At 62.0% G+C, this 14,233-nt stretch carries 16 protein-coding genes; 7 read left to right on the top strand and 9 right to left on the bottom strand.

What is annotated here, in order from left to right; genetic code table 11:
• Positions 1 to 114: 114 nt before the first annotated feature.
• Positions 115 to 654: a murein L,D-transpeptidase family protein gene (locus HFO99_RS08335; RefSeq protein ID WP_222345800.1), complete on the top strand. Its 540-nt coding sequence runs from the start codon at positions 115 to 117 to the stop codon at positions 652 to 654.
• Positions 655 to 684: 30 nt separating this feature from the next.
• Here HFO99_RS08335 and HFO99_RS08330 read toward each other — a convergent pair whose 3' ends face one another.
• The 6 genes from HFO99_RS08330 to HFO99_RS08305 form a co-directional block, all read right to left on the bottom strand.
• Positions 685 to 1,563 carry a GNAT family N-acetyltransferase gene (locus HFO99_RS08330; protein ID WP_222345737.1) on the bottom strand — a complete coding sequence of 293 codons (879 nt, stop codon included), beginning with the start codon at positions 1,561 to 1,563 and terminating at the stop codon, positions 685 to 687.
• A 108-nt stretch (positions 1,564 to 1,671) separates the two neighbouring features.
• Positions 1,672 to 3,954, bottom strand: a complete 2,283-nt coding sequence (locus HFO99_RS08325) for an ATP-binding protein (RefSeq protein WP_222360497.1) — start codon at positions 3,952 to 3,954, stop codon at positions 1,672 to 1,674.
• Between the two features lie 55 nt (positions 3,955 to 4,009).
• Positions 4,010 to 4,513, bottom strand: a complete 504-nt coding sequence (gene lspA / locus HFO99_RS08320) for a signal peptidase II (protein WP_222248304.1) — start codon at positions 4,511 to 4,513, stop codon at positions 4,010 to 4,012.
• Entirely contained in the window at positions 4,510 to 5,370 is an 861-nt protein-coding gene (locus HFO99_RS08315; RefSeq protein ID WP_222248303.1) for a TrmH family RNA methyltransferase, read from the bottom strand. Before HFO99_RS08315 ends, lspA begins: the two co-directional genes overlap by 4 nt.
• Positions 5,367 to 6,464, bottom strand: a complete 1,098-nt coding sequence (locus tag HFO99_RS08310) for a class I SAM-dependent methyltransferase (RefSeq protein ID WP_222360495.1) — start codon at positions 6,462 to 6,464, stop codon at positions 5,367 to 5,369. The genes HFO99_RS08315 and HFO99_RS08310 overlap by 4 nt, the downstream gene beginning before the upstream one ends.
• Before the next feature lie 186 nt (positions 6,465 to 6,650).
• Positions 6,651 to 7,298, bottom strand: coding sequence for an NUDIX hydrolase (locus tag HFO99_RS08305; protein ID WP_222360494.1), 648 nt, complete (start codon positions 7,296 to 7,298; stop codon positions 6,651 to 6,653).
• Positions 7,299 to 7,366: 68 nt separating this feature from the next.
• On the opposite strand from HFO99_RS08305, the gene HFO99_RS08300 reads away from it, so the two are divergent.
• The gene (locus tag HFO99_RS08300; RefSeq protein WP_222360492.1) at positions 7,367 to 7,822 is read left to right on the top strand and encodes an SRPBCC family protein; all 456 of its coding nucleotides are present in this window, start codon (positions 7,367 to 7,369) and stop codon (positions 7,820 to 7,822) included.
• A gap of 37 nt (positions 7,823 to 7,859) precedes the next feature.
• Complete coding sequence (locus HFO99_RS08295; RefSeq protein WP_222332418.1) at positions 7,860 to 8,294, top strand: GNAT family N-acetyltransferase; 435 nt, start codon at positions 7,860 to 7,862, stop codon at positions 8,292 to 8,294.
• Between the two features lie 39 nt (positions 8,295 to 8,333).
• Here HFO99_RS08295 and HFO99_RS08290 read toward each other — a convergent pair whose 3' ends face one another.
• The 3 genes from HFO99_RS08290 to sppA form a co-directional block, all read right to left on the bottom strand.
• Positions 8,334 to 8,666, bottom strand: a complete 333-nt coding sequence (locus tag HFO99_RS08290; protein WP_222360489.1) for a LapA family protein — start codon at positions 8,664 to 8,666, stop codon at positions 8,334 to 8,336.
• 161 nt (positions 8,667 to 8,827) lie between these two features.
• Positions 8,828 to 9,127 (bottom strand): integration host factor subunit beta, encoded by a 300-nt coding sequence (locus HFO99_RS08285; RefSeq protein WP_003544934.1) that lies wholly within the window; start codon positions 9,125 to 9,127, stop codon positions 8,828 to 8,830.
• 29 nt (positions 9,128 to 9,156) lie between these two features.
• Positions 9,157 to 10,107, bottom strand: coding sequence for a signal peptide peptidase SppA (gene sppA, locus HFO99_RS08280; RefSeq protein ID WP_222248296.1), 951 nt, complete (start codon positions 10,105 to 10,107; stop codon positions 9,157 to 9,159).
• 225 nt (positions 10,108 to 10,332) lie between these two features.
• Here sppA and lptC point away from each other — a divergent pair, with 225 nt between their 5' ends.
• The 4 genes from lptC (at position 10,333) to rpoN (ending at position 14,181) form a co-directional block, all read left to right on the top strand.
• Positions 10,333 to 10,998 carry an LPS export ABC transporter periplasmic protein LptC gene (gene lptC, locus HFO99_RS08275; protein ID WP_222360487.1) on the top strand — a complete coding sequence of 222 codons (666 nt, stop codon included), beginning with the start codon at positions 10,333 to 10,335 and terminating at the stop codon, positions 10,996 to 10,998.
• Positions 10,999 to 11,013: 15 nt separating this feature from the next.
• Positions 11,014 to 11,649 carry an LptA/OstA family protein gene (locus HFO99_RS08270; protein WP_222299069.1) on the top strand — a complete coding sequence of 212 codons (636 nt, stop codon included), beginning with the start codon at positions 11,014 to 11,016 and terminating at the stop codon, positions 11,647 to 11,649.
• Positions 11,650 to 11,689: 40 nt separating this feature from the next.
• Positions 11,690 to 12,466: an LPS export ABC transporter ATP-binding protein gene (gene lptB / locus HFO99_RS08265; RefSeq protein ID WP_003556077.1), complete on the top strand. Its 777-nt coding sequence runs from the start codon at positions 11,690 to 11,692 to the stop codon at positions 12,464 to 12,466.
• A 155-nt stretch (positions 12,467 to 12,621) separates the two neighbouring features.
• A complete protein-coding gene (gene rpoN, locus HFO99_RS08260) occupies positions 12,622 to 14,181 on the top strand; it encodes an RNA polymerase factor sigma-54 (protein ID WP_222332416.1) in 1,560 nt (519 codons plus the stop codon).
• Positions 14,182 to 14,233: the final 52 nt, after the last annotated feature.

Genomic DNA, 14,233 nt, shown 5'->3' with positions numbered 1-14,233 from the left:
ATTATATGGCTTTAGACTGGCGCCGAACGGTGAAGCATCATGATCGCCAACGCCTGCTGACGTTGCCGCCGATGGTGCCCAGCCTCGAGCGCACATCCTGAAGATGAGATCATGTTGAGAAACAAGCTTGTTGTTTTAGCCATCGTGGTCGCCAGCTGTTTCGCTTATACGAAATTGATGGCCAGGGTCGGCTCAGGCTCGCCGCCTCCAGATGCGCCGTTGGAACAACGGGCTGACCTCATTCGCGTTTATAAATCCGAACGCCGCATGGTCCTTTTGAGAGGCGATGCTCCCATCTCTACATACCGGATTTCTCTCGGCACGGCTGCCGACGCCGGGCCAAAGCAACGAGAAGGAGACGAGAAAACACCTGAAGGGCGTTATGAAATAGACTGGCGAAATCCAAAGTCGATGGACTATCTGAGCCTGCACATTTCCTATCCAAACACGGATGATCGGCGCAACGCTGAAGCCGGCGGTTTTCCTGCCGGGGGCGATATCATGATCCACGGGCTTCCCAATGGCTGGGGCTTGTTCGGAAACGTCCATTACCTTTGGGATTGGACGGATGGGTGTGTTGCAGTAACCAACGCGGAGATGCGCGATATCTGGGCCCGCGTCCCCAACCATACCCCGATAGAGATCATGCCCTGAAGCATTGCCCGGGCCTGGCGACTAGGAACTCTAGCTCGCGAAGCGGCCGGCGTCGGCGCCGTAGTAATTCAGGTAACGGTCCGAAATGCTGGTGATCGGCAGCACGATCAGCACGTCGGTCGTGTTGAAGGCATGATCGACGACCGCGCTGGAGCCGACCATTGCACCGAGGCGCAGATAGCCCTTGATCAGCGGCGGCAGCGCCATCAGCGCCCGCTTCGGGTTGATGGCCTCGACCGGCATCAGGTCCATGTTGCGGGCCAGATGCGGCAAGGCGCCGACAGCCCATTCGTTCTTCGCCAGCACATTGTGATAGAGGAAGGACAGCGCCAGCGCGTGGCTTTCGAGATAGACGCCGGGGAAAGAGGCGCAGCCGAACATGGCGCTGACGCCATGCTTCAGCGCATAGGCCCAGTTGCCCTGCCACAGCAGCTCGACGGTGCGCTTGGTGCGGTATTCCGGCAGCACGCAGGAGCGGCCGAGCTCCATGAAGCGCTTGTCCGGATGTTTGGCGATGAGGCCGTCGATCTCGAATTCGGAAGCCGAGTAAAAACCGCCATTAGCGATCGCGACATCTTGACGCAACAGCCGGTAGGTGCCGACGATCTGGTCTTCCGGGTCGCCCTCGATCGAGCGGTCGAGAACGAGAAGATGATCGCAGACAGCGTCATAGGCGTCGACATCTCGCTGGCGGCGCATGGCATCCAGCGGCAGCTGCGCCTTCATTTCGTCGACGAAGACGCGGTAGCGCACGGCCTGGGCGGCATCGATCTCGCGCGCCGTGCGGGCAAGGCGGGTCTCCAGATTGCCGATGCGGCCGAGGATATCGCCGTCCTTCTGTACAGCAGCCGTCGAGGGCCGTGCGGGCTCCGCGGTAGTGTCACGATTCAGGATGTCGATGGCGGACATGACGATTCTCCCGTTGCCGGCTTATCGACGCCATAAAACACTTCTCTGCGACAGGAAAGTGACATTTTGAGTTTCCAGGCGCAAGAAGCGTGCCGGTTTTTGAGGCGCTCACCGCGCCTCTGCCCGGCGGGCGGAAAGGGCGGCAACCGCCTGAACTTCGGTCAGCAGCCGCACCGGATCGACCGGCTTTACCATGACGCGGTTGGCGCCGTTGAGCAAGACCTGGCGGCGCGATTCGTCGCTCTTGTCGGCGGTCAGCACGATCACCGGCACCGAGGCAAGATCGAGCCGCCGTTCATGGCCGCGCAGGCGTCCCAGCATTTCGATGCCGTTACCACCAGGCATCGAGAGGTCGCTGATGATGATATCGGGCCGGGCATTCGCCTCGCAGAGCGCGCAGTCGAGCAGGGCCTCGAAATCTTCGACATGGCGCACCTTATGCCCGCCCTTTTCCAGGACGACGCGCACCAGCATGGCATTGATCGGGTCGTCCTCGCCGAGCAGGATGCTGAGCCCGCTGGCGGCAACAAGCGTCTCCGCCACCGAAAGGCCGAAGCCCGGCTGGTTGTCGTTCAGCGCGTCGCGCTTCTCCATGCCGCGCATGCGCCCGCGCAGCACGTCGATCAGCGACTGCTCGCGCAGCGGGCGGATGAGCCAGGCGTCGAAAAGGTCGAGCGGATGGGCGCTGCGCTCTTCCGGATTGACGAGCAGCACCTTGCGCAGGCCAAGCGCGGCGATTTCGGCGCGATCGGCAAGATGGGCGGAAAATTCCGCCGACATCCGGTGGTCGATGATGATATCGGTCGGCCGGCGTCCGCCCTTTGCCAAGCCGAGCAGCGTCGTCCGCGCCGTCTCGCCGTCGCCGACGAGATGGCAGAGGCCGCCGAGCGCGGTGATCGTCTCGGCAATGGCTGTGCGCGCCGCACCGGCCGGGGCCAGCAGCACGACGCTGTTGCCGGCAAGCAGCGTGTTTCGCCGGTCGGGGCGCTCATTGCCGATATCGACAGGGAAGCGGATGGTGAATTCGCTGCCTTTGCCCTTTTCGCTGGCAACCGTCAGCGCGCCGTTAAATTCGCGCATGATACGGGCGGAGATGGCAAGGCCGAGCCCGGTCCCGCTGCTCTTGTCGGCTACGCCCCCACCCTGCTCGAACTCGCCGAAGACGCGCGCCTGCTCCTCCGTCGTCATGCCGGGGCCGCTATCGGTGACGGTGATCGAAATATCGTCGGCGTCGAGCGATACGCGGATGAAGACACCACCGACCTGGGTGAACTTCACGGCATTGCCGATGACGTTGAAGAGAACCTGGCGCAGCCGCGCCGGGTCGAAGCTCATATTTTCGGGCACGTCGGACGACACTGTGGCGCCGATCTCGATACCCTTTTCATGCGCCCGGTGGGCGAGCATCTCGACGACGCTTTCCAGAAGCTTGCGCAGCGATTCCGAGCGCGGGTGCAGCGCGAAGCGGCCGACCTCGATGGTGGAGAAGTCGAGCAGGTCCTCGACGAGTTGCGTCAGCGCATGGCCGGACTGGCGGATGTTCGCGAGATAGTTCTGCTGTTCCTGCGTCAGCCGTGTCTCGGCGATCAGATGCGTCATGCCGAGGATACCGGAAAGCGGTGTGCGCACCTCGTGGCTGACGGTGGCAAGCAGTCTCGATTTGGCGGCGCTGTTATATTCGGCCTTCTGCCGGGCCTCTTCGCGACCCTGCGCGATGAGCCGCTCGTCGGTCACATCGCGGGCAACGCTCTGCAACAGCAGGCGGCCATTTGCCGGGTCGCGGGTGACGACGTCGCGCCAGAGGAAGATGCGCTGGCCCTCCGGTGTCGAGATCTCGACATCGTAGCAGTGCGGTATCGGCCCGGGGCGGAAGGCAAGCCCGATCTCCTCGCAGGTTTTTCCTTCCGGACGCAGCCGCCCGCTCAGGCGGCGAAAAGTATCGTTGGCGGAGATGATGCGCCGGTCCATGGTCCTGCTGACCGTGATGTCGCCGAGCACGTCGTGCACGTCGGCAAACAGCTTTGCGCCAGCGTTCCAATCCTGCAGGGATTTGCCGGGGCCCTGCCCTGTCTTGCGCAGTCGAACCATCAGCAGGGCATAACTGGCGACGACGGCAAGGCCAAGAACGACAAGGCCGCCCGAAAGAAGCAACGGATCGCCGGCATGGGCAAGCAGCATCAAGATCATTGCGGCAAGAAGGCCGGCGCCGCCCAGCCAGTAGAACAGCAGGCGCCTTGTCGGTGCGGTTCCCCTCTGACGATCATCGGCTCCCTGAGCTGTCGATGCGCCGGGTCGTGAGGAAGAGGCCTCCATCCGCTTCTCATGCGGCTTGGCGGCGGGTCCACCGAAGGCGGCGGACAATCTTTCCTGCAACTGTCCCAGGTTCTGCATGCTATCTGGATAACATGAGGCCCGTTCCGAATGCCTTCAGGATTTCGATAAGATTTTAGCGGCCGGCCTTTTTTGGCAGCACCAGCTCGTCGAGAATGACGCAACCGGCGCCGATGGTGATGAAACTGTCGGCGAGATTGAAGACCGCGAAGGACCAGCTCTCGGTGTAGAAAAGAATGTAATCGATCACATGTCCATAGGCGAAGCGGTCGACGAGGTTGCCGATCGCGCCGGCGATGATCAGCGCATAACCGAGATGAGCGATCCAGCGGTCCTTCGCGGTGCGGTGCCACAGCCAGATGACGAAGGCGACGATGACGAGCCGCATGCCGACGATGAACCAGCCGTCCATGCCAGACAGCATCGAAAAGGCGACGCCGAGATTGTAAGTGCGGTAGAGCGCCAGCATCGGAACGACCGGCACCGCCTCCTGCAGCGGCAGAGTGTGATCGACGGCGATCTTGACGACCTGGTCGATCAGAACGGCGACGACGATGAACAAGAGGATCGGTGCCGGGCGCGAAAACAGCGCGGGGCGTGCATGCGTCTGTTCGGTCATTTGCCCTCGGCAAGTGAGAGGAGATGGCGGCGCGCCTCGAAAAGCATGACGGCGGTGGCGACGGCGAGGTTCAGGGAATCGGCGCGGCCCTGCTGCGGTATGCGGGCAAGCGCGTCGGCCTCCCTGGCCAGTTGCTCCGGCAGGCCGGATTGTTCGTTGCCCATCAGGAGCACGACCGGCTTTTTCCGGTAGTCGATCGTCCGGTAATCGACCGCGCCGGCAAGATGCGTCGCGACGACGGAAACGCCGGCCGATTTCCGCCAGGCGATGAATTCCTCAGCTGTCGCCCGCGCGACCGGAACGGCAAAGACCGAGCCCATGGTGGCACGCACGGTTTCGAGCGAAAAGGGGTCGGTCGTTTCTCCGAGCAGAATGATGCCGGAAGCGCCGGCCGCATCGGCCGTGCGGATGATGGTGCCGAGATTGCCGGGGTCACGCACCCGGTCGAGCGCCACCCATGTCTCGCCCTCCTTTGGCCGGATCCCCTTGAGCGGTGTCCAGCGCTGCTCGAAGATGCCGACGACCATTTGCGGATTGTCGCGGCGGGTGATTGAGGCGATCACTTTTTCGCTGACTTCGAGCACCAGCCCGCCCGAGGCGACGGTCCTTGCCGCCATCTGCTCGACCAGCGGCTTGCCTTTGGCGGCCTTGGCATAGACCAGCGTGCGGATCGCCCAGCCGAGTTCGATCGCATCGATGACGAGCTTCAGCCCTTCGGCGAGGAAAGTGCCGCTTTCCTCGCGCGACTTCTTGTTCGTCAGCGCCTTGATGTCCTTGATGATCGGATTGGCAAGCGAGGTGACTTCCTTCACCTGTCCGACCCTGCGCGGTCCCTGATCGTGGAAGTCCTTGCTCATTTCGGTACCCAGCGGGAAAAGAGGGAGGTGGAGAGCGCGCGGCCCTGCGTCTTGCCGTCGGTGCCGGCTTCGCGAATCACCAGCTCGCCGGATTCGACCACGCCGCCGGCGCCGCGCATCGTTTCGCGCATCAGCTCGTGGATCGAATAGAAGCTGGCGCGGATCGAATAGGCCGTCAGCACCAGGCCCACTGCCTTTGGCGACAGGATCTCGCGGCAGACGTCGAGCATCAGGGGCAGATGCTCGAAGAGATGCCAGACTTCGCCATTGGGGCCACGGCCGAATTTCGGCGGATCGGTGAGGATGATGTCGTATTGGCTGCCGCGGCGTTCTTCGCGCAGGATGAATTTCATCGCATCCTCGCAGATCCAGCGGATCGGCAACTTCTCCATGCGCCCAAGCGCCTGGTTTTCCCTTGCCCAGCCGATCGCCTTCTTCGAGGCGTCGACATGGGTAACCTCGGCGCCGGCTGCGGCGGCGACAAGCGAGGCGACGCCGGTATAACCGAAGAGGTTCAGCACCTTCAGCGGTCGGCCGGCCTTTTCGACCTGCTCTTTCATCCAGCTCCAGTGGACGATCTGCTCGGGAAAGACGCCGACATGACGGAAGGAGGTGAAGCGACCGAGGAAATCGACGCCGAGCAGATTGAGCGGCCAGGTCTCGCCGAGCGCCCCTTTCGGGAAGCGCCAGCGGCCGGTGCCTTCCTCGTCGGTGTCGCCGGTGAAGACGGCATCGACCTTTTCCCAGAGTTGGGGCGCCAGCGAAGGCCGCCACAGCGCTTGGGCCTCTGGGCGGATGATGCGGTAGGGGCCGTATTGCTCGAGCTTTTCGCCGTTGCCGCTGTCGATCAGGTGGAAGTCGCCGGCCCCGAGCGATTCGAGGATGACGGGCACGCGCTCAGTCGGACGCTCGCCGCTGCGTGTCATCAGGGGACGCACGACGGCGGCAGGCACAGCAGCCTCGCGCACCGCCTCGCGGGTTGCCGCCGGCCGCGCGACCGGCTTTGGCGGCCGGCCTGCCCGATCGTCCCTGCGGCTTTCACCGGAAGGACCTGATGTTTTCTTCTGGCCCGGCCGGCCTTCTCTTTGTTTCAACGTGCTCTTCCGCATCTCTGTCGGGGTGGCTTATCGGCTTTGCGTCCGCCACAGCGCCGTGCGTCTTTTTGAGACGCGCAAAGGACGCTGCAGCACTTGAATTATGCAGTAGCCCAGAAAACCGTGCCGGATCAACTGCGCAGCCGACCTGACCCGGGCAAACGACAGGGTCTCCCGGCGCGGCGCCTATTTCAAACCCTCGGAGGTCTGTGTGCGAAGCCAGCTTTCCGCCGCATAGAGGGCTGCGACATGCATCGATTGCATGATGACGGCGCCGGACTGCAGGTCGCTCAGGATGGCACCAAGATCCGCAAACAGCAGGTCGACCTTCTCGCCGGGGTCGAAAGATGGTTCGCCGGCCCGGCTGAGACCCAGCGCCAGCCAGCTCGTCACCACGTTGCTGTGGCTGGCGGCATTCGGATAGGAGGTGAGCAGCTTGACGAAGGTCGAGGCTTCATAGCCGGTCTCTTCCCGCAGTTCGCGCCGTGCCGCCGCCATCGCCGCATCGCCGGTCTCGCTATCGCTGGGTTCGACGCCGCCGGCGACGAGACCGGCCACGATCTCGCCGCGGCCGTGCCGGTATTCCCGCGTCAGCAGCACGCGCCCGTCGGGCATCAGCGGAATGACGTTGATCCAGTCAGGATAATCGAGCACATGGAATGGCGCGATGACGGTTCCATCGGCGGTGACGCAATCGTCGCTCCGGACCCGGATCCAGCGATCTTCATAGGTGATGCGGCTTGCCGTCACGCTCCACGGCTTCAGTTCGTCGTTCATCGGCCCATCCCCTATGTGTGTCAAATGTGTGCCAGGTCGGAACCCGGCAGATAACATTCCGTCCCGCCTTGGCAAAGCGCTTTCCCGCTGGGATAAGATGAGCTGACCGGAGATGGGGCTATCGAATGGATTTCACTGGCGAAGAACGCATCGCCGCGCCGCGGGACGTCGTCTGGGCAGCGCTCAACGATCCCGAGATCATGCGCGGCTGCATTCCAGGCTGTCAGAGCATCGAGCGGCTGTCGCCGAGCGCTTTCGAGGCGACGATCAAGGTCAAGTTCAGCCTGCTGTCTGCGACTTTTCATGGGTTGCTGACGCTTTCCAATGTCGATGCGCCGAAGAGCTACACATTGTCGGCCGAAGGCAAGGGCGGTCTTGCCGGCTTCGCCAGGGGCAGCGCCGATATCGTGCTTGAGGAAAGGGGGGCCGAGACCATCCTGCACTACCGGTCGAAGGCCGAACTCGGTGGCAGGCTCGCCCGGCTCGGTGCCCGCCTGCTCGATTCGACCTCGCAGAAGCTCGCCGAAGGGTTCTTTTCGGATTTCAATGCCGCCGTCGTCGCGAAGACGGCGGCCGGTTAGGCTTGGCGCGGGCTGAGGGTTTGTTTAAATCGACGTCATGACGTGGACCATCAGGCCGCCGCGGGCGGAAGACCAGGAAATGCTCGCGGAGATTTATCTTTCCGTGCGCCGCGAAACATTCGTCTGGGTCGATCCCGGCAAGTTCTATCGCGAGGATTTCGCCGTTCATACCAACGGCGAGACGGTCTTCGTCTGCGCGCATGAACGCGGCAGCGTCGCCGGCTTCCTGTCACTCTGGCCGGAGGACGACTTCATCCACATGCTCTATATCAGCCCTGAATTCCAGGGACAGGGCGCTGGCACGGCGCTGCTGTACGCCCTGCCGGAATGGCCGCAACACCGGTACAGGCTGAAATGCCTGGTGAAGAACCGGCGGGCGAAGGCGTTCTACCTTTCCCACGGGTTCCAGGTGACCGGCAACGGCGCCTCGCCGGAGGGTGACTATGAGGAATTGAGCTTTTTTCCGGTTTGAGACGCCGCCAAAGCTGGCCGTCGACATGCCAATCCGGTTTTATCGCGCCGGCAGCTGCCCGGCGATTTCCTCGGCACGGTTTTTGTGGCGGTCGGCCTCGCCTTGCCAGCGAATGGCTTCCTTGGCCTCGGTGCGGGCGCGCTTGCGGTGTTTGCCCTGGCTGAACCAGGTGGCGGCCGCGCCGATCAGCATGCCGGCGATCAGCGCGATGAACAGGAAGACGAAGAAGGGCGCGGAAACTGCAAGCACCTGGTCTTCGGGCCGGAACGGATTGAAGGCGAGCGTGACGATCTGCCGGTTGGCGACGCAAAAGACGATGAGGATGACGCCGAGCGGCAGCAGAATCAACAGGTTGACAATCTTCTTGGCCATTTGAGGTCTCCACGCGGCAGATTGCGCCGGTCTTTTTGCAGGGCGCGTTTCATGCTTGCAGCGCTATGTGTCCTTGATAGGACACGCAAAGCACGATGCGTTACCAGAATAGGAAAACGGCCCTCGAGTTCAAGTGCGGTTTCGCCGCAGGCAGCGACGGTTCAATCCTCTTCGTCGGCCTGGCCGGGATTGAGCCGCTCGCGCAGTTCCTTGCCGGTCTTGAAGAAGGGAACCCACTTCTCCTCGACGAAGACGGTATCGCCGGTCCGCGGGTTGCGGCCGGAGCGGGAAGGGCGGTTCTTGACCGAAAAGGCGCCAAAGCCGCGCAATTCGACACGGTTACCCGCAGCCAGTGCATCCGTGATCTCGTCGAGAACCGCGTTGACGATATTCTCGACGTCGCGATGATAGAGATGCGGGTTGCGTGCCGCAACAATCTGCACCAATTCGGACTTGATCACTTTCGCCCCCTTAAATTATTGATTTCTTATCAATCATGGCCAACCTGCCAAACTGAAAGCAGCCCGTCAAGAAGCAACTTTGGGGGCAGGATTCCATTGATATCCTGGGTTTTCATGAGATCATCATAACCGAAGATCGTAATCAACCGAGAAACAGCCCCAGCGAGCAGAAAGGGCGTATTGCTCTTCTTGTCCCAGTCCACCATTGGCAGATCGCTGTCGACGCCGCGTGACGTCAGATAGGCGCGGATCTCAGCCTCGCCGCCAATTGCATCGACGAGTTTCACCTTCAGCGCCTGGCGGCCGGTATAGATGGTGCCGTCGGCCAGTTTCAGCACCTCGTCGCGCCGCAGCTTGCGCCGGTCGGCAACCAGGTCGACGAACCAGTTATAGCTGTCGACCACCATGCTGCGGATCATCGCCTTGGCCTCTTCGCTCGCCTCGTGGAAGGGCGAGGGCTCGGCCTTCAGCGGCGAAGACTTGATCTCCTGCAGCGACACGCCGATCTTGTCGAGCAGCGGCTGGATCTGCGGATACTGGAAGATGACGCCGATCGAGCCGGTGATCGAGCTGTCGCCGGCAATGATCGTATCGCCGGCGGTGGCGATCATGTATCCGGCGGACGCGGCAAGCGTGCGCACGTCGGAGACGACAGGCTTCTTGGCCGATATCGCACGGATCGCCTTGAAGATTTTTTCGCCGCCATAGGTCGTACCGCCGGGCGAGGAGATCGAAATCACCGCCGCCTTCACCTGGTCGCTGGTCTCGACCTTCTTCAGCCGCTCCAGAAGCTCGTCGTCGTCGACGATCAGTCCGGATATCGTCACATGGGCGATATGCGGGCGCTGCGTCCCGGCATCGCCGAGGGCAAAGCGGTAGAAGGCGAAACCAAGTGCCACGATGAGGGCCACCGCGAAGAGGCGCCAGAAGCCGAGCTTGCGGCGCAGCCGCCGGCGATCCGCAATGATCGAACTGTCCATGGAAACCTCCAGCGCTGGCACCGGCTTCGGCATGCCGCCGATCAATCCGGTGAAATAGGGTGGCAGCGGCCCGTACGAATGCCACTTTTGAATGTTTTTCCGTTTTGTTGCTTGTTGCAGAAAAAATTCCATATTGGCAAGCCAATGTAATAATGCGAAACGAACTGTGATTGGCGGCCGGCTTTGTTATCGAGGCGCGGCGATCACCGCACATGGACGAGGCCTATGCTCGATACCCTGAAGAACAACGGACATGCCGCCTATTCAGGGTCAGGCAGGAGCGCCTATGGCGACGCGTTGTTCCATTCCGCCCGCGTGCGGCGGCTGAAGATATTGCTGCCGGTGGCCGCCCTCATCATCGCGGCGAGCCTCACCGCGGTGGCGTTGGTCAGCATCTATCTGCCCGAGAATGTCAAGATGGAAGGCGCCAAGATCGAGAACGGCAAGGTCGTGATGGAAAAGCCGGCGATATCAGGACGCAATTCCGACGGCATCAACTATTCGATGCTGGCCGAAAGGGCTCTGCAGGATATCCGCAATCCCAATCTCATCACGCTCGAGACGATCAAGGCCGCCGTGCCGATGAATGACGGCCTGATCGCCCGCGTCGTCGCCTCGACCGCCGATTACAACCGCGCCACCGACAACCTGCATATGACGGCCCCCTTCACCCTGGTGCTGAGCAGCGGCCTCAATGCGAATTTCCAGTCCGCGCAGCTCGACATCAAGGGCGGAAACATGCGGAGCGACGACCCCGTTACCATCACCAAGGACAATGCCTCCATTGTTGCGAACACGCTTCAGATAACCGATAAGGGGCGGGTGATCACATTCGAGGGGAATGTTCGAATGAATGTCGATCCGTCCACCATCCATAAACAGGGCACCTAACCAGCCGGGTCATCCATGACAAAAGATTGTCGCATTTCCACTTGCAAGACAGGCATGGCATTCATTGCCGGCGCATTTGCCCTTATTCTGACGGCCTCGGGCGCGGGTGCGCAGTCGACCACGATGTCGGGCATGAAGCTTTCCAACGACCAGCCGATCCAGATCGAAAGCGACAAGCTTGAGATCCATGACCAGGAACACACCGCGCTCTTCACCGGCAAGGTCAAGGTCGTCCAGGGCACGACGACGATGCAGTCCGGCAAGATGACCGTCTATTACAAGGACAAGGCGGCAAAGCCGGCTGCTGACGGCGCGCAACCCGCTGCCCAGCCGGAGCAGTCGGCCTCGCTTGCATCGGGAAGTGCTGATATCGACAAGATCCTGGTGACGGACAAGGTCCTCCTGACCTCTGGCACGCAGACGGCGACCGCCGATGACGGCAATTTCGACATGGCCTCGCAAACATTCACCCTCACGGCAAATGAGGGGAACAAGGTTATTCTGTCGGACGGGCCGAACGTCTTCACCGGCTGCAAACTGACGGTTCACATGCAGACTGGCCAGGCGGAGCTTGAAAGCTGCGGCGGGCGTGTCCAGATTCAGCTCGATCCGAAATCGAAGCCGAATACACCGCAGCAGAAGCAGAACTGAGAAGCCGGCCTCCCACGTGAAATTATCATCGCTATCCACCATGTTCGGCAAGCCCGGGCCACAAGCTGCGGGTGCCGCCGACAAGAGCCGCTATCAGGGAACGCTGATCGCACGCGGTCTGACGAAGACCTATGCGACGCGGCGCGTCGTCAACGGCGTTTCGCTGGTGGTGCGCCGTGGCGAGGCCGTTGGCCTGCTCGGCCCGAACGGCGCCGGCAAGACCACCTGTTTTTATATGATCACCGGCCTTGTGCCGGTGGATGAAGGCACAATCGAGATCGACGGCAACGACGTCACGACCATGCCGATGTACCGCCGGTCGCGCCTTGGCGTCGGTTACCTGCCGCAGGAAGCCTCGATTTTCCGCGGGCTGACGGTGGAAGAGAATATCCGCGCCGTCCTCGAAGTGCATGTGAAGGACAAGGCCGAGCGCGAGCAGAAGCTGAACGAGCTGCTGGAGGAATTCCATATCCAGAAGCTGCGCAAGAGTGCCGCCGTCGCCCTGTCCGGCGGTGAGCGCCGCCGCCTCGAAATCGCGCGTGCGCTTGCGACCGACCCGACCTTCATGCTACTCGACGAGCCCTTCGCCGGCGTCGACCCGATCTCGGTCGCCGACATCCAGAATCTCGTTCACCACCTGACGGCACGCGGCATCGGCGTTCTCATCACCGACCACAATGTGCGCGAGACGCTGGGTCTCATCGACCGCGCCTACATCATCCATGCCGGTGAGGTGCTGACCCATGGCCGGGCGAACGACATCGTCAACAATCCGGAAGTGCGCCGGCTCTACCTCGGCGACAATTTCAGCCTCTGATGCCGGGCCGCCCGCAGAAATTCACCTTGTCGGCATAGTTCCGCTTGACCAAATCCGATAAAAAAGCAATTTTTGGGCCAACTTGGATTTCCGCGGCCTGAAGCCTTGATTGGACGCGGTTTCCCGGAGGAATTGAGGGGAGTTTCGCGTCCGTCATGGCACTGTCCGCCAATCTTTTCCTGCGCCAGACCCAGTCCCTGGTGATGACACCGCAACTGATGCAATCCATCCAGTTGCTGCAGATGACGCATTTTGAACTCACCCAGTTCATCGCCCAGGAAGTCGAGAAGAACCCGCTGCTCGAATTTCCGTCGAATGACGGCGAGGGGGGCGGCGAACGCGGCGAATCCGAAGATGGCGAGTATGCTCATCAGCCGGAGGATGCCGGGTCGGATGACGGTTACGACAACCGGACCGAGGCGCTTTCCAGCGACTGGTATGACAATGGCGGCAGCGCCAGCACGAGCCGGCTGAACGACGAACTCGACGCCAATTACACCAATGTCTTTCCTGATGACGGTGCCCCGCAGCGCCTCGATGCGCCGGAGCTCGTCAGCCAGTGGAAATCGATGCCGGGCAGCGGCGAGGGCGCCGACTACGATCTCGATGATTTCGTCGCCGGCCAGGTGTCGCTGCGTGATCATCTCGCCCAGCAGATCCCCTTCGTCCTGCCTGACATGGCCGACCGGCTGATCGCGCAGAATTTCGTCGACCAGCTCGACGACTGCGGTTATCTGCAGGCCGATATCGTCGAGGCGGGCGAGAGGCTGGGCACGAGCCTTGCACAGGCCGAACGGGTGCTCGCCACCCTCCAGAGCCTCGATCCGCCGGGTGTTTTCGCCCGCAGCCTCGCCGAATGCCTGGCGATCCAGCTCAGGCAGAAGGACCGGTATGACCCCGCCATGCAGGCTCTGGTCGAAAACCTCGAACTCCTGGCGCGGCGTGATTTCGCCACGTTGAAGCGGCTCTGCGGCGTCGACGAGGAAGATCTTCTCGACATGCTCGGCGAGATCCGCCAGCTCAATCCCAAGCCCGGCAGCGGTTTCGAGGCAGGTGTTTCCGAAGCGATCATGCCGGATGTGGTCGTCAGAGCCTCTTCGGACGGCGGCTGGCTGGTCGAGCTCAATCCGGATACGTTGCCGCGCGTGCTGGTCAACCAGTCCTATTTTTCCCGTGTGACGAAGAACGGCGAGGACCACGCGTTCCTCTCCGATTGCCTGCAGAGCGCCAACTGGCTGACGCGCAGCCTCGACCAGCGGGCAAAAACCATCATGAAGGTGGCCAGTGAAATCGTCCGCCAGCAGGACGCCTTCCTGCTGCATGGCGTCGATTGCCTGCGCCCGCTGAACCTGAAAACGGTCGCCGAGGCGATCAAGATGCATGAATCCACCGTCAGCCGCGTCACGTCGAACAAATATATGCTGACGCCGCGCGGCCTCTTCGAACTCAAATATTTCTTCACTGTCTCGATCAGCGCGGTCGCGGGCGGCGACAGTCATTCGGCCGAGGCCGTGCGTCACAAGATCCGTGCGCTGATCCTGCAGGAGAGCCCGGAGGCGGTGCTTTCCGATGACGATATCGTCGACATGCTGAAGAAGGGCGGCGTCGATCTCGCCCGCCGCACGGTTGCGAAATACCGGGAGGCAATGAACATCGCCTCTTCGGTCCAGCGCCGCCGCGAGAAGCGGGCACTCGCCAAGGTCGCGGGCTTCTGACGCAGCAATGCTTCGACCTCGATCGAAGCATCCGGCCTGAAAATCCCGTTAT

The organism is Rhizobium leguminosarum (assembly GCF_019798305.1).
Taxonomy (GTDB): domain Bacteria; phylum Pseudomonadota; class Alphaproteobacteria; order Rhizobiales; family Rhizobiaceae; genus Rhizobium; species Rhizobium leguminosarum_U.
The sequence above is the reverse complement of the archived record's forward strand: the minus strand, read 5'-3'. Positions and strand labels throughout refer to the sequence as shown.

Excerpts from the sequence above, each read along its gene's own strand:
- HFO99_RS08330 (WP_222345737.1), bottom strand. The coding sequence starts at position 1,563 with ATGTCCGCCATCGACATCCTGAATCGTGACACTACCGCGGAGCCCGCA.
- HFO99_RS08325 (WP_222360497.1), bottom strand. The coding sequence starts at position 3,954 with ATGCAGAACCTGGGACAGTTGCAGGAAAGATTGTCCGCCGCCTTCGGT.
- lspA (WP_222248304.1), bottom strand. The coding sequence starts at position 4,513 with ATGACCGAACAGACGCATGCACGCCCCGCGCTGTTTTCGCGCCCGGCA.
- HFO99_RS08315 (WP_222248303.1), bottom strand. The coding sequence starts at position 5,370 with ATGAGCAAGGACTTCCACGATCAGGGACCGCGCAGGGTCGGACAGGTG.
- HFO99_RS08305 (WP_222360494.1), bottom strand. The coding sequence starts at position 7,298 with ATGTTATCTGCCGGGTTCCGACCTGGCACACATTTGACACACATAGGG.
- HFO99_RS08300 (WP_222360492.1), top strand. The coding sequence starts at position 7,367 with ATGGATTTCACTGGCGAAGAACGCATCGCCGCGCCGCGGGACGTCGTC.
- HFO99_RS08295 (WP_222332418.1), top strand. The coding sequence starts at position 7,860 with ATGACGTGGACCATCAGGCCGCCGCGGGCGGAAGACCAGGAAATGCTC.
- HFO99_RS08290 (WP_222360489.1), bottom strand. The coding sequence starts at position 8,666 with ATGGCCAAGAAGATTGTCAACCTGTTGATTCTGCTGCCGCTCGGCGTC.
- sppA (WP_222248296.1), bottom strand. The coding sequence starts at position 10,107 with ATGGACAGTTCGATCATTGCGGATCGCCGGCGGCTGCGCCGCAAGCTC.
- lptC (WP_222360487.1), top strand. The coding sequence starts at position 10,333 with ATGCTCGATACCCTGAAGAACAACGGACATGCCGCCTATTCAGGGTCA.
- HFO99_RS08270 (WP_222299069.1), top strand. The coding sequence starts at position 11,014 with ATGACAAAAGATTGTCGCATTTCCACTTGCAAGACAGGCATGGCATTC.
- lptB (WP_003556077.1), top strand. The coding sequence starts at position 11,690 with ATGTTCGGCAAGCCCGGGCCACAAGCTGCGGGTGCCGCCGACAAGAGC.
- rpoN (WP_222332416.1), top strand. The coding sequence starts at position 12,622 with ATGGCACTGTCCGCCAATCTTTTCCTGCGCCAGACCCAGTCCCTGGTG.